Here is an 18,599-nt window from a genome sequence, read left to right on the forward strand (position 1 = left end):
CAGAAGGCGCAGGCACCAACGGGAGAGTCTACGCGACGACGTCCCGGCGGTCAATTCCCACCGGGAACCTCACTCGGCGCTCGCTTCCAGGTGCTCGTGGCTCCGCCGCTGACGGGTCTCGGCGGCCCGCGCATGCAGCAGCCCCGGCTCGGGGTAACCGACCTCGACGAGGGTGAGTCCGCGCGCCGGCATCACCCGGAAGTCGATCTCGCGGCGTCCGCCGTCGCGGAGCCGGACGACCTCGTCGAGCGACATGCGCCCCTCCCCCACGGCGACGCAGGCACCGACGAGCGCCCGCACCATGCTGTGACAGAACGCGTCGGCGGTGAGGCTCGCCACGAGCACGCCAGCTTCGTCCCGCTCCCAGCTGAAGGACTGCAGGGTCCGGATGGTCGTCGCGCGCGGTCTCGGTTTGCAGTACGCCTGGAAGTCGTGGAGCCCGACGAGCGAGGTGGCCGCCCGGTGGAGCAGCTCGACGTCGAGCGACGCCGTCGTCCAGCTCGTCGTCCGCCGGAGGATCGGGTCCTTGCGGACGTCGGCGTCCGCGAGGCGGTAGCGGTAGTGACGCCAGACCGCCGAGAAGCGCGCGTCGAAGCCCTCCGACGCCGGCTCCGCCGTGTGGATCACGACGTCGCGGTCCATCCCGAGCACACCGTTCAGTCGACGCGCGAGGAGCGAGCTCGCGGTCTCGTTCCGCGGCGTACCGTCGTGGAACTCGGCGTGGCGCCCCTGCAATCGCGTGATCTTCGCGAGCTGCGGCTCGGTGAGGTCGAGGTGCGCCACCTGACCGGCCGCGTGCACCCCGGCATCCGTCCGTCCGGCCACCACGAACCGCGGCATCGGCGGGACGGTCTTGCCGAGCACGCGATACAGCGCCTCCTCCAGGACCCCCTCGACCGTCCGGAGCCCCGGCTGCTTCGCCCATCCGGCGAAGTCCGTGCCGTCGTACGCGATCGCGAGCCGGAACCGCTGGGTCGGGAGGACGTCCGCTGCCGCGACCTGCTCAGCGCTCACGGACGTACGCCAGATCACGCGTCGTCGCGACGAAGCCCTGTCGTTCGTACAGCCCGAGTGCACCCGTGGGGCTGGCCGTATCGACCTCCAGGGTCGCCCGCTCGAGGCCGGCTGCCTGGATCCGACGGAGCGCGGTGGCCAGCAGAGCCGGTGCGAGTCGTCGGCCACGCCAGTCGCGCACGGTCCCGACGAGGGCGATGTACGCGCTGGTGAACCCCTGCGCTGACCAGCTGTCCTCGTCCACCTCGGCCAGCGTGAAGCCGACGACCCGTCCGTCGTCGTCGATCGCGACCACCGAGAGGTCGTCACGGAAGTGGGACCCGCCGACGAACTGCTCCCACATCGCCGGGACCGTCTCCAGGCTGCCCCAGTGGTCCCGGAACGAGTCGTTCCGAGCCTCCCTCGTGCGTTCGGCCACGTCCGGGTGGTACGCCTCGAGTCGGACACCGTCGGGCACGTCGATCTCGTCGACGGGCGCGGAGAGATCGCGTTCCATGATCGTGAAGTACCGCGCCACGGCGAAGCCGAACCGCTCCAACAGGCGCGCCGCCCCCGGGTTCCGTTCGTCGACGTAGGCACGGGACGAAGCTGGAGCACCCGTCTCGACGGAGGCCAGCTGCTGCTCGGACCGTTCCAGCGACCATGCGAGCAGCGCTCGGCCGATCCCCCGCTCACGCCATGCGGGATGCACGCCGCCGAAGACGTACGAATACACGGACACGTCTCGTGAGGGCGACAGGATCACCATCGCGTAGGCGACCAGCGTGCCGTCGGCGGCGATCGCCAGCAGGCTGTCCGCAGCCATGTCGATCCACGCGTGGTCGAACTGGTCCGCGATCTCGTCGCGGCTCGTCACCCGGTGGGGGTTGTCGAACGGATCCATGGCGCGGCACAAGGCCACGATGTCGTCGATGTCCGCGCGGACCGCCGGACGCCATTGGTCGACGTCGGGGTGCTGCGGCAGGGCCGGCTGGCCGGCCGGAACGGCGGGAGTGGTACTCATGTCTCCAGCCTAGGACACCGTCGCAGCGCCGCCAGGAACGACGGAACCCCGCCCTCCAGGTGGAGAGCGGGGTTCCGTTCGTGTGTCGCTGAACCTACTTGGCGTCCTTCGCGGGAGCCTCGTCGGTGGTCTCGCCGGCGTCGACGGACTCGCCGTCGGTCTCGGTCGCCTCGACGGCTTCCGTCGCCTCCGCGTCGGCCTCGACCTCGGCCGGGGTCTCCTCGGCCGGAGCCTCGTCGACCGGCGCTGCGGCGTGCTTCGCGGACTGCTTGGCCGGCTTCGCCTTCGGCGTGACGGGCTCGAGGACGAGCTCGATCACGGCCATCGGAGCGTTGTCGCCCTTGCGGTAACCGGTCTTGATGATGCGCGTGTAGCCACCCTGGCGGTCGGCGACGAGGGGCGCGATCTCCGTGAAGAGCTCGTGGACGACGCTCTTGTCGGTGATGGTCGCGAGCACCCGACGGCGGGCGTGCAGGTCGCCGCGCTTCGCGAAGGTGATCAGGCGCTCAGCGAGCGGACGCAGGCGCTTCGCCTTGGTCTCGGTGGTCTGGATGCGCTTGTGGGTGAACAGCGCAGCAGCGAGGTTGGCGAGCAGGAGACGCTCGTGGGCAGGTCCGCCTCCGAGGCGGGGTCCCTTGGTGGGAGTAGGCATTCTTGTCTCTCTTCAGGTTGGAAAGTCGTCAGGTGGATCGCGTGCTAGGAGACGGTCTCGTCGTCGTAGCCGCTGTAGAAGTGGGCGCCGTCGAACCCGGGAACCGAGTCCTTCAGGGAGAGGCCCATCTCGGTGAGCTTGTCGCGAACTTCATCCACCGACTTCTGTCCGAAGTTGCGGATGTTCATGAGCTGCGTCTCCGACAGCGCGACGAGCTCGCTGACGTTGTTGATGCCTTCGCGCTTGAGGCAGTTGTACGAACGCACGGAGAGGTCGAGGTCCTCGATCGGGATCGAGAGCTCGCCCGGCAGCACGGCGTCGACCGGCGCGGGGCCGATCTCGATGCCCTCTGCGGCGGTGTTGAGCTCGCGAGCCAGGCCGAACAGCTCGGTCAGCGTGCGACCGGCCGACGCGATGGCGTCGCGCGGCGTGATGGCCGGCTTCGACTCGACGTCGACGACCAGGCGGTCGAAGTCGGTGCGCTCACCGGCACGAGTCGCCTCGACGCGGTAGGTCACCTTGAGGACGGGCGAGTAGATCGAGTCGACGGGGATCTGACCGGCTTCGCTGAACTCGTTGCGGTTCTGCGTGGCCGACACGTAGCCGCGGCCACGCTCGATCGTGAGCTCGAGCTCGAACTTCGCCTTGTCGTTGAGGGTCGCGATGACGAGGTCCGGGTTGTGGACCTCGACGCCGGCCGGAGCCGAGATGTCCGCTGCGGTGACCTGGCCTGCGCCGGTCTTGCGGAGGTACGCCGTGATCGGCTCGTCGTGCTCGCTGGAGACGACGAGGCCCTTGATGTTCAGGATGATCTCGGTGACGTCTTCCTTGACACCGGGGATCGTGCTGAACTCGTGCAGCACGCCGTCGATGCGGATGCTGGTGACGGCTGCACCCGGGATGGACGACAGCAGGGTGCGACGGAGCGAGTTCCCGAGGGTGTACCCGAAGCCTGGCTCGAGCGGCTCGATGATGAACCGGCTGCGGAACTCCGAGATGGATTCTTCGGTGAGCGTAGGGCGCTGTGCGATGAGCACTATGGATTCCTTTCGGCTAAGTGTCCGCTATATGACACTTGCGTTGGCGAGGTAGTGAATGGTGTTCGCTGGCCCTGGTCACCAGGACCATGCCGTGATCCGTCCGCGGCGATCAGACGATCGCTACGGACGGATCACGGCCGGTGAACCGAAGGAATTAGACGCGGCGACGCTTCGGGGGGCGGCAGCCGTTGTGTGCCTGAGGCGTGACGTCGTTGATCGAGCCGACCTCGAGGCCCGCGGCCTGGAGGGAACGGATCGCGGTCTCGCGGCCGGAGCCGGGTCCCTTGACGAAGACGTCGACCTTCTTCATGCCGTGCTCCTGCGCCTGACGCGCAGCCGACTCGGCGGCGAGCTGTGCGGCGAACGGGGTCGACTTGCGCGAACCCTTGAAGCCGACGCCACCGGACGAAGCCCAGCTGATGACCGCGCCCGAGGGGTCGGTGATCGAGACGATCGTGTTGTTGAACGTCGACTTGATGTGGGCCTGGCCCACGGCGATGTTCTTCTTTTCCTTCTTACGCGGCTTCCGAACGGCCGACTTTGGTGCTGCCATGAATATCTCCTGAGTCCTATGACGAGGCGACTAGGCGGGGCCTAGCGAGCCTTCTTCTTGCCGGCGACGGTGCGCTTCGGGCCCTTGCGGGTGCGCGCGTTGGTCTTGGTGCGCTGGCCGCGGACCGGAAGTCCACGACGGTGACGGATGCCCTGGTAGGACCCGATCTCCACCTTGCGGCGGATGTCGGCGGCGACCTCACGGCGGAGGTCACCCTCGACCTTGAAGGTGCCCTCGATGTAATCGCGCAGGGCGATCAGCTGGTCATCGGTGAGATCCTTCACGCGGATGTCTCCGCTGATGCCGGTGTCGGCGAGGGTCTTGAGTGACCGCGTGCGGCCAACACCGTAGATGTACGTCAGTGCAACTTCCACGCGCTTGTCGCGTGGGATGTCTACGCCGGCGAGACGTGCCATGGTGGCTTCTCCTAGGAGTTGTGGAGGTGTGGAGCAGTTCCGGTGCTCGGGCCTCCGACCCGAGGTGTCACCCGCGGTGCACGATGTGCTGCGGGATCTGGAACTGCCGTTAGAGGGGTGGTGCTGTGGTGCTCAGGGCTGCGTGCTGCAGGTCCTCTGAGATCAACCCTGGCGCTGCTTGTGGCGCGGGTTCTCGCAGATGACCATGACGCGGCCGTTGCGACGGATGACCTTGCACTTGTCGCAGATCTTCTTGACGCTGGGCTTGACCTTCATAGTTCTCTCTTTTCGCTGTCATCGTGCCGGGCCCACCACCGGATGGTGGCGGCGCGTCCGGCCGTTACTTACAGCGCGACCTACTTGTAGCGGTAGACGATCCGACCACGGGTCAGGTCGTAGGGGGTCAGTTCCACGATCACGCGGTCCTCTGGGAGGATGCGGATGTAGTGCTGACGCATTTTGCCCGAAATGTGGGCAAGTACCTTGTGTCCGTTGGTCAGCTCAACGCGGAACATCGCGTTGGGCAGAGCCTCGACCACTTGGCCCTCGATCTCGATGACGCCGTCTTTTTTGGCCATAGCCTCACTGTCGCTCAGGTTGAGTCGCACTGGTCGTGCGGATGGATTGCGGTGCGGATGTCGGCTCGCCGAAGGCATGCAGAAAGCACCAAAGATCGATTCTATGCTATGTTTCCGGGTTTCGCCAACTCAACGTCGGCCAGGGCCTGTCAATCGGTGCGGGAGAGCAGCGCGTCGTTGATCCGCGCCGTGAGACCGGCATCCATCGGCAGCGGACGTCCGTCCACGGCACGCACCGGCGCGGCCAGTCGGACGCTGGAGAGCAACCACGCCGCTTCCGCGTCGAGCACGTCCTCCGGTGTCAGCATCCGGTACTCGTGCGGGAGCCCCTGCTCCTCGAGATGGGCCCAGAGCGCGAGCTGGGTGGTCCCGGGCAGGATGCCACTCGACGGAGGCGGTGTCACGAATGTTCCGCCGATCTGCACGACCACGGTGGAGGTGGGGCCCTCGAGGACGAAGCCGTCGCTGCTGACGAAGAGCACGTCGTCCGCTCCACGTCGGTGCGCCTCACGGAGCGCGGCCATGTTGACCGCGTACGACAGCGTCTTGGCACCGGCGAGCAGCCACGGCGAACGCTCCTGCACGTCGCTCGGGAGGCCTCGGTCGAGTAAGACGACCTCGATGCCGTTCTCGCGCTCGGGGAACCCGTCAGCCGGTGTCGCCGAGATCCACGCGGTCGGGCGTCCGCCACTCCCCCGCGTCACGACGAGTCGGACGGCGCTCTGATCGACGTCGGGGAGTTCCGCGACCGCGCGGGCGATGGCGACCCGCCACTGAGCGGGGTTCGGCGCGGGCAGATCGAGGATCGCCGCCGACTCGGTCAGCCGATCGAGATGCGCCTCGACCGACTGCGGGTGCCGGCCGACGACACCGATCGTCTCGAAGATCCCGTCCCCCCGCGCGGGGCCCAGGTCGAAGACGCTCAAGACGCCGGACCCGTCACCGGCCGGCGTGATCGTGGCCGGGAGGTCGGCGTCGTCGATGACGGTGTCTGCGGGGAGGACGTCGAGAAGGAACACGATCGGCACGCTCATGCCGAGCAACTCTACCGGGACGTGCGAGGTCTGGACGGCGACCGGGCGGCCGCTCGGTCAGGCCGGACGGACAGGGGTGACGCCGAAAGCGGCGAGGGCCGCGGCCCCGCCGTCGTGAGCGGTCAGGACCCAGATGCCGTCGCGGTGCACGGCGACGCTGTGCTCCCAGTGCGCCGCCGAGCCGCCGTCGAGCGTGGCGACGGTCCATTCGTCGTCGCGGACGAAGGTGTCGGGGCTCCCGGCGACCACCATGGGTTCGATGGCCACCACGAGGCCGGGCTTCACTTCGGGGCCACGCTGGCGGACCCGGTAGTTGAACACCGGTGGCGCCTCGTGCATCGTGCGTCCGATGCCGTGCCCGACGTAGTCCGTGAGGATCCCGTAGGGCTTCCCCTCGGGTGAGTGGTCCTCGACGTACTCCTCGATCGCGGCACCGACCTGGTTGAGGTGTCGGGCGGTCGCGAGCTCGGCGATCCCGGCCCACAGCGAACCCTCCGTCACCGCCGAGAGGCGCTCCCGTTCGGTGACGAGCTCCGGGCGAGCAGGGTCGGGCAGCACGATGGTCATCGCAGAGTCGCCGTTCCAGCCGTCGATCTCGGCGCCGCTGTCGATCGACACGATGTCGCCCGCCTGCAGCACGCGAGACCCGGGGATGCCGTGGACCACGTCCTCGTTGACCGAGGTGCAGACCGTGTGGCGATAGCCGGGCACCAGCTTGAAGTTGGAGTGCCCGCCGGCCGCGACGATGGCCGCCTCGGCAGCCGCGTCGAGTTGCAGCGTCGTCACCCCGGGGGCGACGAGCGCGCGCACCGCATCGAGCGATGCCGCTGTGGCCAGCCCCGGCGCGATCATGGCGCGGATCTGGTCAGGGGTCTTGTAGATCGACTTCCGGAACACCGTGGTGGACGTGTCGGTGCGTCAGACGGCCGGAACGATGATGCCGCGGGCGGCGAGGGCCGCGTCGATCCGCGCGGTGACCTCGTCCACCTCGCCGAGACCGTCGACGGCCACGACGAGCCCTCGGGCGGTGAAGACCTCGATCAGCGGAGCCGTCTCGTGCGCGTAGAGCTCGAGCCGGTGACGGATGACGTCTTCCGTGTCGTCGGTGCGACCCTGCTCGGCGGCACGCTTGAGGAGTCGTGCGACGACCTCTTCCGTGTCGGCCTGCAGCTGCACGACGGCGTCGAGGCTCGCGTCGCTCTCAGCGAGCAGTGCGTCCAGAGCGACGACCTGGTCGGTGGTCCGCGGGTACCCGTCGAGGAGGAATCCTTCGACGGCATCGGGCTGGTGGAGCCGGTCGCGGACGATCTCGTTCGTCAGGGAGTCGGGGACGTATCCGCCCTTGCTCACGATCGCCTGGACCTGCTTGCCGAGCGCCGTACCCTCCTTGATGTTCGCGCGGAAGATGTCGCCCGTCGAGATCGCGGGGATGTCGAAGCGCTCCGCGAGGAAGGCCGCCTGGGTGCCCTTGCCGGATCCCGGAGGACCGACGATGAGCAGACGGGGCTTACCGGCAGCCGCGCTCAACGCAGGAGCCCTTCGTAGTGGCGCTGCTGGAGCTGCGAGTCGATCTGCTTGACCGTCTCGAGCCCGACACCGACGATGATGAGGATCGATGCGCCGCCGAACGGGAAGTTGGCGTTCGCGCCCACCAGCGCCAGGGCGATGAGCGGCAGGAGCGCGATCAACCCCAGGTAGATCGATCCGGGCAGGGTCACGCGGGTCAGCACGTAGTCGAGGTACTCGGCCGTCGGGCGTCCGGCACGGATGCCGGGGATGAACCCGCCGTACTTCTTCATGTTGTCGGCGACCTCTTCAGGGTTGAAGGTGATCGCGACGTAGAAGTAGGTGAAGCCGACGATGAGCAGGAAGTACATGAGCATGTACAGCGGGTGGTCACCCTTGGTGAGGTACTGCTGGATCCACAGGACCCAGGGCGCCGGTGTACCGGTCGTCGGCTGGTTGAACTGCGCGATGAGGGCCGGCAGGTACAGGATCGACGACGCGAAGATGACGGGCACCACACCGGCCATGTTGACCTTGATGGGGATGTAGGTGTTGTTGCCGCCGTACGTCCGGCGTCCGACCATGCGCTTCGCGTACTGCACCGGGATGCGACGTTGCGACTGCTCGACGAAGACGACGAGTCCGACGATCACGAGGCCGACGGCGAGCACGAGGAGGAATACCTCGGGGCCCTTCGCGGTCCAGATGGCGGCCAGCGAACCCGGGAAGGTGGCTGCGATCGAGGTGAAGATGAGGAGCGACATGCCGTTGCCGACGCCGCGCTCGGTCACGAGCTCGGCCATCCACATGACGAGGCCGGTGCCCGCGGTCATGGTGACGACCATGAGGAGCATGCCGTACCAGGTGCCGCCCTGGGCGGTGATGAGGTCGGCGCAGACGCCGCCCTGGTTGCCGAACAGTGCACCGCTCTTGGCGACCGTGATGAGCGTCGTCGACTGGAGGATGCCGAGGAAGATCGTGAGGTACCGCGTGTACTGCGTCAGCTTGCCCTGGCCGGCCTGGCCTTCTTTGTGCAGCGTCTCGAAGTGCGGGATGACCACGCGGAGGAGCTGGACGATGATCGACGCGGTGATGTAGGGCATGATGCCCAGCGCGAAGATGGAGAGTTGGAGGAGCGCGCCACCACTGAAGAGGTTGACGAGCTCGTAGAGGCCTGATGCGCCGGCGGCCTGCTGGTTCGCGAGGCACTGCTGCACGTTCGGGAAGTTCACGAACGGAGCGGGGATGAAGGACCCCAGCCGGTAGATGGCGATGATCCCGAGCGTGAACCCGATCTTGCGACGAAGATCCGGGGTCCGGAAGATCCGGCCGATGGCGCTGAACAAAAGGGGCCTCCTGTGAGATGTTGCGGGGTCGGCCCGGGTGACCGGCATGATGCCGGCCACCCGAGTGAGCTCCTGTGCGGAGCCGGCCGAGGGCTACTTGACGCTGCCCCCGGCTGCCACGATCTTCTGCTCAGCTGAGCCGGAGACCTTGTCAACCGCGACATTCAGCTTAACCGAGATGTCACCGTTTCCGAGAACCTTGACCTTCTCGTTCTTCCGGACGGCACCCTTGGCGACGAGGTCCACCGTGGTGACGTCGCCACCCTTCGGGTACAGCTCGGCGAGCTTCTCCAGGTTCACGACCTGGTACTCGACGCGGAAGGGGTTCTTGAAGCCACGGAGCTTCGGGGTGCGCATGTGCAGCGGCATCTGCCCACCCTCGAAGCCGACCTTGACGTTGTAACGCGCCTTCGTACCCTTGGTACCGCGACCCGCGGTCTTACCCTTGGACGCCTCACCACGGCCGACGCGCATCCGGGACTTCTTGGCCCCGGCGGCCGGACGCAGGTGGTGCACCTTCAGGACCTGCTCGCGCTTCTCAGCGGGCTCGTCCTTCGCGGGCTTCTTGGCTGCAGCAGCCTTGGGGGCCGCCTTCGCCTTGGGCTCGGCCTTCGCGGCAGCCGTCTTCGGAGCTGCCTTGGCAGCGGCCTTGGGGGCCTTCTCCTCAGTGGTTTCGTTCTTCTCAGCCATTAGTCGATCTCCTCAACCTGTACGAGGTGAGCAACAGTGTTCACGTAGCCGCGGTTCTGCGCGTTGTCCGGGCGGACGACGACAGCACCGATGCGACGGAGACCCAGGCTGCGAAGCGTGTCGCGCTGGTTCTGCTTCTCACTAATTCTGCCCTTGATCTGGGTGATCCTCAGCTGGGCCATCAGGCACCTACCTTCGCAGCAGCGGCCGCCTGAACGGCCTCTGCCTCTGCACGGAGCAGGCGGGCCGGAGCGACCTGGTCGAACTCGAGACCACGACGGGCTGCAACGGCACGAGGTTCCTCGAGCTGCTTCAGCGCCGTGACGGTCGCGTGGACGATGTTGATCGTGTTGGACGAACCGAGCGACTTGCTCAGCACGTCGTGGATGCCGGCGCACTCGAGGACGGCACGGACGGGACCACCGGCGATGACACCGGTACCAGCGGCGGCGGGGCGCAGGAGCACCACGCCGGCTGCTGCCTCACCCTGGGTGGGGTGCGGGATGGTCGAGCCGACGCGCGGGACACGGAAGAAGTTCTTCTTCGCCTCTTCGACGCCCTTCGCGATCGCGAGCGGTACTTCGCGAGCCTTGCCGTAGCCGACGCCGACCATGCCGTTGCCGTCACCGACGACCACGAGGGCGGTGAAGCTGAAGCGACGACCACCCTTCACGACCTTCGAGACACGGTTGATGGTCACGACGCGCTCCAGGAACTGGCTCTTGTCGCTGTCGCGGCTACCGCGGTCGCGGTTGGGGTTGCGCTCGCGGCCTCCGCGGCGCGCCTCGCGCGGCTCGCGGTCGCCGGTGGGCGCCGTCGATGCCGCGGTCTCGACCGGGGCCTCGGCCACGGTCGCCACAGGCTCTTGCTGCTGCTTGTTGTCTTCGCTCACAGGTTCAATCCGCCCTCTCGAGCACCATCGGCAATTGCTGCCACGCGACCTGCGTAGCGGTTGCCTCCACGGTCAAATACGACATCGTCGATGCCGGCTGCCTTGGCACGCTCGGCGATGAGTTCGCCGACCTTGCGCGACTTGGCGGTCTTGTCGCCGTCGAACGTCCGGAGGGTGTCCTCCATGGTCGAGGCGGAGACGAGGGTGTGACCCTTCGTGTCATCGACAACCTGCACGAACACGTGACGGGCTGAACGGTTGACGACGAGGCGCGGACGGACCGCGGTGCCCTCGACCTTCTTGCGCAGACGCGTGTGGCGACGGCCACGTGCGGCAGTCTTCGTTGGACGAGCCATGGTTACTTACCAGCCTTTCCGGCCTTGCGACGCACGATCTCGCCGGCGTAGCGCACACCCTTGCCCTTGTACGGCTCGGGCTTGCGGATCTTACGGATGTTGGCGGCGACCTCGCCGACGGCCTGCTTGTCGATACCGGCGACCGTGAGCTTGTTGTTGCCCTCGACGGTCAGCGTGATGCCGACCGGCGGCTCGACGGTGACGGGGTGCGAGAAGCCGAGCGCGAACTCGACGGCGCTGCCCTTCTGAGCGACGCGGTAACCGGTACCGACGACCTCGAGGCCCTTGGTGTAGCCCTGGGTGACGCCGATGATCTGGTTCGCGATGAGCGTGCGGGTCAGGCCGTGGAGCGAGCGCGAGTTGCGCTCGTCGTCGGGACGCGTGACGAGCAGCTGCGCGTCTTCGAGCTTGACCTCGATGGGGCTCGCGACGGTGAGCTGGAGCTCACCCTTCGGGCCCTTGACGGTGACGTTCTGACCGGCGACGTCGATGGTGACGCCTGCCGGGATGTCGATGGGGAGTCTTCCAATACGAGACATGACTGGCTACCACACGTAGGCGAGGACTTCCCCACCCACGCCCTTCTTCTCGGCCTGGCGGTCCGTGAGGAGGCCGCTGGAGGTGGACAGGATGACGACGCCGAGGCCGCCGAGGACCTTGGGGATCTCGTTCGACTTCGCGTAGACGCGGAGGCCGGGCTTCGAGACGCGCTTGATGCCGGCGATGGAGCGCTCGCGGTTCGGGCCGAACTTGAGGCTCAGCGAGAGCGTCTGTCCGACGGCCGCGTCAGCGACCTCCCAGCCGGAGATGTAGCCCTCGGACTTGAGGATCTCGGCGATGTTCACCTTGAGCTTGGAGTGCGGCATCGACACGGTGTCGTGGTGCGCCGAGTTCGCATTGCGCAGTCTGGTCAGCATGTCTGCGACCGGATCTGTCATGGTCATATCGAGTGTTTCCTTTGTTCACCAGGTTTCGACATCCTGTGCAAGGGTGCCGACCTGTGGTGGTTGAACCGTTCTGGGCAGGAGTGCCCCGAACGGGCGGAAGCCCGGTCCTCGACATACACCGAGGACCGGGCAGAAGCTCAGCCTACTTGGACTCAGCCGCCTTGAACGGGAAGCCGAGCGCCTTGAGCAGCGCGCGACCCTCGTCGTCGTTCTTGGCCGTGGTCACGACAGTGATGTCGAAGCCGCGGACACGATCGATCTTGTCCTGGTCGATCTCGTGGAACATGGACTGCTCCTGGAGACCGAAGGTGTAGTTGCCGTTGCCGTCGAACTGCTTGTCCGAGAGACCGCGGAAGTCGCGGATACGCGGAAGAGCGAGGCTCAGCAGGCGGTCGAGGAACTCCCACGCGCGGTCGCCACGAAGCGTGACGTGAGCGCCGATGGGCTGACCCTCGCGCAGCTTGAACTGCGCGATGGACTTGCGTGCCTTGGTGACCTGCGGCTTCTGGCCGGTGATCTTGGTGAGGTCCGAAACAGCGCCGTCGATGACCTTGCTGTCGCGAGCGGCCTCGCCCACACCGGTGTTGACGACGACCTTCACGAGTCCGGGCACCTGGTGCACGTTCGTGAAGCCGAAGTCCTTCTGCAGCTGCGGAAGGATCTCAGCGCGGTACTTCTGCTTGAGACGGGGCTGGATTTTGCCAGTCGCCACTTCTGTGTCGGTCATTACAGGTCCTTACCTGACTTCTTGGCGTAACGAACGCGGACCGTCTTGGTGACGCCGTCCTTCGTGACTTCCTCGTTGCGGTGGCCGACCTTGGTCGGGCCCTTGGTCTCCGGGTCGACGAGCGCGACGTTGGAGATGTGGATCGAAGCCTCGACGGTCTCGATGCCGCCGGTCTTCGTTCCACGCTGGGTCTGGCCGACACGGGAGTGCTTCGTGACGTAGTTGACGCCCTCCACGATCACCCGGTTCTTGTCCGCCAGGACCTCGATGACGCGACCCTGCTTGCCGCGGTAACCACCGCGGTCCTGCTTCGGGCCGGAGACGACCTGAACCAGGTCGCCCTTCTTGATCTTTGCCATGACTTAGATAACCTCCGGCGCCAACGAGACGATCTTCATGAACTTCTTGTCACGAAGCTCGCGACCGACCGGTCCGAAGATGCGGGTACCACGGGGGTCCCCGTCAGCCTTCAGGATGACAGCGGCGTTCTCGTCGAACTTGATGTACGAACCGTCGGAACGACGGGTCTGCTTGCGGGTGCGGACGATGACCGCCTTGACGACGTCGCCCTTCTTGACGTTGCCACCGGGGATCGCGTCCTTGACGGTCGCGACGATGGTGTCACCGAGGCCCGCGTAGCGGCGGCCGGAGCCACCGAGCACGCGAATGGTCAGGAGCTCCTTGGCACCGGTGTTGTCGGCGACCTTGACTCGTGATTCTTGCTGAAGCATTGTTCGCTTTCCTCTCAGTAAGCCGCGAGGCCTACTTGGCCTTCTCGAGAATCTCGACCAGACGCCAGCGCTTGGTGGCGCTGGTGGGGCGGGTCTCGCTGATCAGGACGAGGTCGCCGATGCCGGCGGAGTTCGCCTCGTCGTGAGCCTTGACCTTGGAGGTGCGGCGGATGACCTTGCCGTAGAGCGGGTGCTTCACGCGGTCCTCGACCTCGACGACGATGGTCTTCTCCATCTTGTCGCTGGTCACCAGACCACGGCGGGTCTTGCGGTAGCCACGAGCAGCGGCGTCCTTGACGTCGTGCTCGGCCGACTCGTGACCCTCGGGGGCCTTGTCAGTAGCGGTAGCCATGTCTAGGCCTCCTTCGTGGTCTCGGCGTCGGCTGCAGCGGTGTCCTCGGACTTCGGTGCGGCCTTGGCCTTCTTGGTCTTCTTCTCGGCCTTGGCCTCGACGACCTCGACGGTCGGCGTGGCCCGGATGCCGAGCTCGCGCTCACGGATGACCGTGTAGATGCGAGCGATGTCGCGCTTCACGGCGCGCAGGCGCCCGTGGTTCTCGAGCTGCCCCGTGGCCGACTGGAAGCGCAGGTTGAACAGCTCTTCCTTGGCCTTGCGGAGCTCCTCGATGAGGCGCTGGTCTTCAAAGGTGTCGAGCTCGACGGGGGTGAGCTCCTTGGATCCGATCGCCATTATGCGTCGCCCTCCTCGCGCTTGATGATGCGTGCCTTGAGGGGCAGCTTGTGGATTGCACGGGTCAGCGCCTCGCGGGCCAGGGTCTCATCGACTCCGGCGACCTCGAACAGCACACGACCCGGCTTGACGTTCGCGACCCACCACTCGGGCGAACCCTTACCGGAACCCATGCGGGTTTCAGCGGGCTTCTTGGTCAGCGGACGGTCGGGGTAGATGTTGATCCACACCTTTCCGCCACGCTTGATGTGACGCGTCATGGCGATACGAGCGGACTCGATCTGACGGTTGGTCACGTAAGCGGGCGTCAGGGCCTGGATACCGTACTCACCGAACGACACCTTGGTGCCACCGGTCGCCTGGCCGGAACGGCCGGGGTGGTGCTGCTTCCGGTGCTTGACTTTGCGTGGGATCAACATGGTTATGCCTCAACTCCTGCGGCGGCGGGCGCCTCAGCAGCTGCCTTGGGGGCGCTGCTCGGACCGGCGTTCCGACGGGGGCGGTCGCCACCGTCGCGACGTTCCGGACGCGTCGACTTCTGGTTGGCCTGCTCGCGAGCAAGCTCCTTGTTGGTGATGTCGCCCTTGTAGATCCAGACCTTCACGCCGATGCGGCCGAACGTGGTCTTCGCCTCGTAGAAGCCGTAGTCGATGTTCGCGCGGAGCGTGTGCAGCGGCACACGGCCTTCGCGGTAGAACTCGGAACGGCTCATCTCGGCGCCGCCGAGGCGGCCGGACACCTGGATGCGGACACCCTTGACGGTGGACGTGCGCTGAGCGCCCTGCAGGCCCTTACGCATCGCGCGGCGGAAGGCCACACGTGCGGAGAGCTGCTCGGCGATGCCCTGCGCGACGAGCTGAGCGTCGGCCTCGGGGTTCTTGACCTCGAGGATGTTCAGCTGGATCTGCTTCTTCGTGAGCTTCTCGAGGTCGGCGCGGATGCGCTCGGCCTCGGCGCCACGGCGACCGATCACGATGCCCGGACGGGCGGTGTGGATGTCGACGCGGACGCGGTCACGGGTGCGCTCGATCTCGATGCGGCTGACACCAGCGCGGTCGAGCGAGGTCGCCAGCAGACGGCGGATCTTGACGTCTTCCGCGACGAAGTCGCTGTAACGCTGACCCTTCTTCGTGCTGTCGGAGAACCAACGCGACACGTGGTCGGTCGTGATTCCCAGACGGAAGCCGTATGGATTGACTTTCTGACCCATTACTTGCTCACCTTCTTGGCCTTGGCAGCGCCGGCAGTCTCATCAGGCGTCGAGAGCTCGACGGTGATGTGGCTGGTGCGCTTGAGGATGCGGAACGCGCGGCCCTGTGCGCGGGGACGGAAACGCTTGAGGGTTGCACCCTCATCGACGTACGCCTTCGCGATGTACAGGTCCTGCTCGTCAAGGAACACGTTGTCCTTGTCGGCCGTGACGCGAGCGTTCGCGATGGCCGAGGCAACGAGCTTGTAGATGGGCTCGCTGGCGCTCTGTGGTGCGAACTTCAGGATGGCCAAGGCCTCCTGAGCCTGCTTGCCACGGATGAGCGCGACGACACGACGGGCCTTCTGGGGGGTGACGCGGATGTGTCGCACGCGGGCGATCGACTCCACCATTTCTCTTCCTCCTTCACGTCACCGCGTTAGCGGCGACGGCCCTTCTTGTCGTCCTTCACGTGTCCACGGAAGGTGCGGGTGGGCGCGAACTCGCCGAGCTTGTGCCCGACCATCGTCTCGGTGACGAACACCGGGATGTGCTTGCGACCGTCGTGGACGGCGATGGTGTGACCCAGCATCGCCGGGATGATCATCGATCGACGCGACCAGGTCTTGATCACGTTCTTGTTGTTGGCCTCGTTCGCCGTGACGACCTTGCGGAGCAGGTGGTCGTCGACGAAGGGGCCCTTCTTGAGACTGCGTGGCATCTTCTCTTACTCCTACTTACGCTTCTTGCCGGCGGTACGACGACGAACGATGAGCTTGTCGCTTTCCTTGTTGGGGTGGCGCGTGCGGCCTTCCTTCTGGCCCCACGGGCTGACCGGGTGACGTCCACCGGAGGTCTTGCCCTCACCACCACCGTGCGGGTGGTCGATCGGGTTCATCGCGACACCACGGACGGTCGGGCGGACGCCCAGCCAGCGCTTACGGCCGGCCTTACCCCAGTTGATGTTCGACTGCTCGGCGTTGCCGACCTCACCGATGGTGGCGCGGCAGCGCAGGTCGACGTTGCGGATCTCACCGGACGGCAGACGGAGCTGCGCGTACGGGCCGTCCTTCGCGACGAGACGCACCGATGCACCCGCGGAGCGGGCCATCTTCGCGCCGCCGCCGGGACGGAGCTCGATCGCGTGGATGACCGTACCGGTGGGGATGTTCTTCAGCGGCAGGTTGTTCCCGGGCTTGATGTCCGCGCCGGCACCCGACTCGACCACGTCGCCCTGGCTGAGCTTGTTCGGAGCGAGGATGTACCGCTTGGTGCCGTCCACGAAGTGGAGCAGCGCGATACGCGCGGTGCGGTTGGGGTCGTACTCGATGTGAGCGACCTTGGCGTTGACGCCGTCCTTGTCGTTGCGACGGAAGTCGATCAGACGGTACTGGCGCTTGTGGCCACCACCGATGTGACGCGTCGTGATGCGGCCCTGGTTGTTGCGACCACCGGTCTTCGACAACGGACGAAGCAGCGACTTCTCCGGCGTGGTGCGGGTGATCTCCGCGAAGTCCGCGACAGACGAACCGCGACGACCAGGAGTCGTGGGCTTGTACTTACGAATAGCCATTTCTTATTCCTCTTCGTTCCCGGCCGTCTTAGCCAACAGCCGTGAAGATGTCGATGGAACCCGACTTGAGCGACACGATGGCGCGCTTGGTGTCCTTGCGCTTGCCGGTGCCGAACTTGGTGCGACGGGTCTTGCCCTGACGGGTGAGGGTGTTGATCGAAGCGACCTCGACACCGAAGATCTTCTCGATGGCGAGCTTGATCTCGGTCTTGTTCGAGCGCGGGTCGACGAGGAAGGTGTACTTGCCCTCGTCGATCAGGCTGTAGCTCTTCTCGGAGACGACCGGCGCGAAGATGACGTCGCGGGGGTCCTTGTTGATCGCGGTCATGCCGAGACCTCCTCGGTTGCGGCCGTGTTGCCGGTCTTGCTGGCGACGAATGCCTCGAAGGCGGCCTTGGTGAAGACGATGTCGTCGGAGACGAGCACGTCGTATGCGTTCAGCTGGTCGTACGACAGCACGTGCACGTTCTGCAGGTTGCGGACGCTGCGGAGGCTGACCTCGTCGTCGCGCTGGAGGACGATCAGGACGTGCTTCGAGGAAGCGACGTTCGTCAGGTACTCGGACACGGCCTTCGTCGACGGCTTCTCACCGATCGAGAGGGAGTCGACGACGTGCAGGCGGCTGCCGCGTGCGCGGTCGGAGATGGCGCCGAGGAGAGCCGCGGCGATCATCTTCTTGGGGGTGCGCTGTGCGTAGTTGCGGGGCACTGGACCGTGGACGATGCCACCGCCGGTCATCTGAGGTGCACGGATGGAGCCCTGACGAGCGTTACCCGTACCCTTCTGCTTGAACGGCTTGCGGCCGGCACCGGACACTTCGCCGCGGCGCTTGGTCTTGTGCGTCCCCTGGCGGGCGGCAGCGAGCTGCGCGACGACCACCTGGTGGATGAGCGGGATGTTGGTCTGAACGTCGAACACCTCGGCAGGAAGGTCGACGGTGCCGGCCTTCTTGAGCTTGGTGTCGAGCACGTCGAGAGTAGCGATAGCCATGGAACTACGCTCCCTTCACTGCGGTGCGGACGAATACGATGCGGCCACGAGCGCCGGGAACGGCACCCTTGACGAGCAGCAGGCCCTTCTCGGCGTCGATGGCGTGAACCCGGAGGTTCAGCACGGTGACGCGCTCGCCACCCATACGACCGGCCATGCGCATGCCCTTGAAGACACGGCTCGGGGTCGAGGAGGCGCCGATGGAGCCCGGCTTGCGGTGGTTGCGGTGAGCACCGTGAGATGCGCCCGTTCCCTTGAAGTTGTGACGCTTCATGACACCGGCGAAACCCTTACCCTTCGAAGTGCCGACGACGTCGACCTTCTGGCCGGCCTCGAAGACACCGTCGACGGTGAGCTCCTGGCCGAGCGAGTACTCGGATGCGTCGGCGGTGCGGACCTCGGTGAGGTGGCGACGCGGCGTCACGCCGGCCTTGTCGAAGTGACCCGCGTCAGGCTTGCTGACCTTGCGGGGATCGATCTGGCCGTACGCGATCTGCACGGCGTCGTAGCCGTCGACCTCGGGGGTGCGAACCTGCGTGACCACGTTGGGCGTGATCTCGATGACGGTGACGGGAACGAGCTTGTTGTTCTCGTCCCACACCTGGGTCATGCCGAGCTTGGTGCCGAGCAGACCCTTGCTGGTCTTCGTGTTAGACATGTCTTCCTTCCGTC

The 18,599-nt window shown here is 66.2% G+C and carries 31 protein-coding genes; all 31 read right to left on the bottom strand.

The features are described 5' to 3' along the window. Positions 1-69: 69 nt before the first annotated feature. Positions 70-1,014 carry a tRNA pseudouridine(38-40) synthase TruA gene (gene truA / locus ITJ62_RS12090; protein WP_194602258.1) on the bottom strand — a complete coding sequence of 315 codons (945 nt, stop codon included), beginning with the start codon at positions 1,012-1,014 and terminating at the stop codon, positions 70-72. Further along, positions 1,004-2,017 carry a GNAT family N-acetyltransferase gene (locus ITJ62_RS12095; RefSeq protein ID WP_194602261.1) on the bottom strand — a complete coding sequence of 338 codons (1,014 nt, stop codon included), beginning with the start codon at positions 2,015-2,017 and terminating at the stop codon, positions 1,004-1,006. The genes truA and ITJ62_RS12095 overlap by 11 nt, the downstream gene beginning before the upstream one ends. 94 nt (positions 2,018-2,111) lie before the next feature. Then, entirely contained in the window at positions 2,112-2,669 is a 558-nt protein-coding gene (gene rplQ, locus ITJ62_RS12100; protein WP_064296687.1) for a 50S ribosomal protein L17, read from the bottom strand. 44 nt (positions 2,670-2,713) lie between these two features. After that, complete coding sequence (locus ITJ62_RS12105) at positions 2,714-3,706, bottom strand: DNA-directed RNA polymerase subunit alpha (protein WP_056008091.1); 993 nt, start codon at positions 3,704-3,706, stop codon at positions 2,714-2,716. Positions 3,707-3,863: 157 nt separating this feature from the next. Further along, positions 3,864-4,262 carry a 30S ribosomal protein S11 gene (gene rpsK, locus ITJ62_RS12110; RefSeq protein ID WP_056008094.1) on the bottom strand — a complete coding sequence of 133 codons (399 nt, stop codon included), beginning with the start codon at positions 4,260-4,262 and terminating at the stop codon, positions 3,864-3,866. Positions 4,263-4,303: 41 nt separating this feature from the next. Then, complete coding sequence (gene rpsM, locus ITJ62_RS12115; RefSeq protein WP_064296688.1) at positions 4,304-4,678, bottom strand: 30S ribosomal protein S13; 375 nt, start codon at positions 4,676-4,678, stop codon at positions 4,304-4,306. A 162-nt stretch (positions 4,679-4,840) separates the two neighbouring features. Then, entirely contained in the window at positions 4,841-4,954 is a 114-nt protein-coding gene (rpmJ, locus tag ITJ62_RS12120) for a 50S ribosomal protein L36 (protein ID WP_021759549.1), read from the bottom strand. Between the two features lie 80 nt (positions 4,955-5,034). Next, the gene (infA, locus tag ITJ62_RS12125) at positions 5,035-5,256 is read right to left on the bottom strand and encodes a translation initiation factor IF-1 (protein ID WP_017885304.1); all 222 of its coding nucleotides are present in this window, start codon (positions 5,254-5,256) and stop codon (positions 5,035-5,037) included. Between the two features lie 149 nt (positions 5,257-5,405). After that, positions 5,406-6,290, bottom strand: coding sequence for an aminodeoxychorismate lyase (locus ITJ62_RS12130; RefSeq protein WP_228498177.1), 885 nt, complete (start codon positions 6,288-6,290; stop codon positions 5,406-5,408). 57 nt (positions 6,291-6,347) lie between these two features. Further along, entirely contained in the window at positions 6,348-7,187 is an 840-nt protein-coding gene (map, locus tag ITJ62_RS12135; protein WP_194602264.1) for a type I methionyl aminopeptidase, read from the bottom strand. Positions 7,188-7,208: 21 nt separating this feature from the next. Further along, on the bottom strand, positions 7,209-7,817 hold the full coding sequence (locus ITJ62_RS12140) for an adenylate kinase (RefSeq protein ID WP_194602267.1): 609 nt from the start codon (positions 7,815-7,817) through the stop codon (positions 7,209-7,211). Further along, positions 7,814-9,142, bottom strand: coding sequence for a preprotein translocase subunit SecY (gene secY / locus ITJ62_RS12145; protein WP_064296691.1), 1,329 nt, complete (start codon positions 9,140-9,142; stop codon positions 7,814-7,816). Before secY ends, ITJ62_RS12140 begins: the two co-directional genes overlap by 4 nt. Before the next feature lie 93 nt (positions 9,143-9,235). Further along, entirely contained in the window at positions 9,236-9,832 is a 597-nt protein-coding gene (gene rplO / locus ITJ62_RS12150) for a 50S ribosomal protein L15 (RefSeq protein WP_079705265.1), read from the bottom strand. After that, the gene (gene rpmD / locus ITJ62_RS12155; RefSeq protein WP_079001710.1) at positions 9,832-10,014 is read right to left on the bottom strand and encodes a 50S ribosomal protein L30; all 183 of its coding nucleotides are present in this window, start codon (positions 10,012-10,014) and stop codon (positions 9,832-9,834) included. The genes rplO and rpmD overlap by 1 nt, the downstream gene beginning before the upstream one ends. Continuing rightward, positions 10,014-10,682: a 30S ribosomal protein S5 gene (gene rpsE / locus ITJ62_RS19050; protein WP_229939737.1), complete on the bottom strand. Its 669-nt coding sequence runs from the start codon at positions 10,680-10,682 to the stop codon at positions 10,014-10,016. Before rpsE ends, rpmD begins: the two co-directional genes overlap by 1 nt. 38 nt (positions 10,683-10,720) lie before the next feature. Further along, on the bottom strand, positions 10,721-11,080 hold the full coding sequence (gene rplR, locus ITJ62_RS12165; protein ID WP_064296693.1) for a 50S ribosomal protein L18: 360 nt from the start codon (positions 11,078-11,080) through the stop codon (positions 10,721-10,723). Positions 11,081-11,082: 2 nt separating this feature from the next. Beyond that, on the bottom strand, positions 11,083-11,619 hold the full coding sequence (gene rplF / locus ITJ62_RS12170) for a 50S ribosomal protein L6 (protein WP_064296694.1): 537 nt from the start codon (positions 11,617-11,619) through the stop codon (positions 11,083-11,085). 6 nt (positions 11,620-11,625) lie between these two features. Further along, positions 11,626-12,024, bottom strand: coding sequence for a 30S ribosomal protein S8 (rpsH, locus tag ITJ62_RS12175; protein ID WP_064296695.1), 399 nt, complete (start codon positions 12,022-12,024; stop codon positions 11,626-11,628). Positions 12,025-12,169: 145 nt separating this feature from the next. Continuing rightward, on the bottom strand, positions 12,170-12,754 hold the full coding sequence (gene rplE, locus ITJ62_RS12180; RefSeq protein WP_056008119.1) for a 50S ribosomal protein L5: 585 nt from the start codon (positions 12,752-12,754) through the stop codon (positions 12,170-12,172). Further along, positions 12,754-13,113, bottom strand: coding sequence for a 50S ribosomal protein L24 (gene rplX, locus ITJ62_RS12185; RefSeq protein WP_056008121.1), 360 nt, complete (start codon positions 13,111-13,113; stop codon positions 12,754-12,756). The genes rplE and rplX overlap by 1 nt, the downstream gene beginning before the upstream one ends. Before the next feature lie 3 nt (positions 13,114-13,116). After that, the gene (gene rplN / locus ITJ62_RS12190; protein ID WP_064296696.1) at positions 13,117-13,485 is read right to left on the bottom strand and encodes a 50S ribosomal protein L14; all 369 of its coding nucleotides are present in this window, start codon (positions 13,483-13,485) and stop codon (positions 13,117-13,119) included. Positions 13,486-13,516: 31 nt separating this feature from the next. Then, complete coding sequence (gene rpsQ, locus ITJ62_RS12195) at positions 13,517-13,837, bottom strand: 30S ribosomal protein S17 (protein WP_056008125.1); 321 nt, start codon at positions 13,835-13,837, stop codon at positions 13,517-13,519. Positions 13,838-13,839: 2 nt separating this feature from the next. Continuing rightward, positions 13,840-14,175 (bottom strand): 50S ribosomal protein L29, encoded by a 336-nt coding sequence (gene rpmC, locus ITJ62_RS12200; protein WP_064296697.1) that lies wholly within the window; start codon positions 14,173-14,175, stop codon positions 13,840-13,842. Next, positions 14,175-14,594, bottom strand: coding sequence for a 50S ribosomal protein L16 (gene rplP, locus ITJ62_RS12205; RefSeq protein WP_056008131.1), 420 nt, complete (start codon positions 14,592-14,594; stop codon positions 14,175-14,177). The genes rpmC and rplP overlap by 1 nt, the downstream gene beginning before the upstream one ends. Positions 14,595-14,596: 2 nt before the next feature. Continuing rightward, positions 14,597-15,385 (bottom strand): 30S ribosomal protein S3, encoded by a 789-nt coding sequence (gene rpsC, locus ITJ62_RS12210; protein ID WP_064296699.1) that lies wholly within the window; start codon positions 15,383-15,385, stop codon positions 14,597-14,599. Continuing rightward, complete coding sequence (rplV, locus tag ITJ62_RS12215) at positions 15,385-15,777, bottom strand: 50S ribosomal protein L22 (RefSeq protein ID WP_056008137.1); 393 nt, start codon at positions 15,775-15,777, stop codon at positions 15,385-15,387. The genes rpsC and rplV overlap by 1 nt, the downstream gene beginning before the upstream one ends. Before the next feature lie 26 nt (positions 15,778-15,803). Continuing rightward, entirely contained in the window at positions 15,804-16,085 is a 282-nt protein-coding gene (gene rpsS / locus ITJ62_RS12220; protein ID WP_064296700.1) for a 30S ribosomal protein S19, read from the bottom strand. 12 nt (positions 16,086-16,097) lie between these two features. Next, positions 16,098-16,937 (bottom strand): 50S ribosomal protein L2, encoded by an 840-nt coding sequence (gene rplB, locus ITJ62_RS12225; protein ID WP_064296701.1) that lies wholly within the window; start codon positions 16,935-16,937, stop codon positions 16,098-16,100. A 28-nt stretch (positions 16,938-16,965) separates the two neighbouring features. Next, positions 16,966-17,265, bottom strand: coding sequence for a 50S ribosomal protein L23 (gene rplW / locus ITJ62_RS12230; protein WP_056008147.1), 300 nt, complete (start codon positions 17,263-17,265; stop codon positions 16,966-16,968). Next, the gene (gene rplD / locus ITJ62_RS12235; protein WP_079705263.1) at positions 17,262-17,927 is read right to left on the bottom strand and encodes a 50S ribosomal protein L4; all 666 of its coding nucleotides are present in this window, start codon (positions 17,925-17,927) and stop codon (positions 17,262-17,264) included. Before rplD ends, rplW begins: the two co-directional genes overlap by 4 nt. Positions 17,928-17,931: 4 nt before the next feature. Beyond that, on the bottom strand, positions 17,932-18,585 hold the full coding sequence (rplC, locus tag ITJ62_RS12240) for a 50S ribosomal protein L3 (RefSeq protein ID WP_056008154.1): 654 nt from the start codon (positions 18,583-18,585) through the stop codon (positions 17,932-17,934). Between the last annotated feature and the right edge of the window lie 14 nt (positions 18,586-18,599).

It is taken from the genome of Plantibacter sp. VKM Ac-2876 (assembly GCF_015350715.1).
GTDB lineage: Bacteria > Actinomycetota > Actinomycetes > Actinomycetales > Microbacteriaceae > Plantibacter > Plantibacter auratus.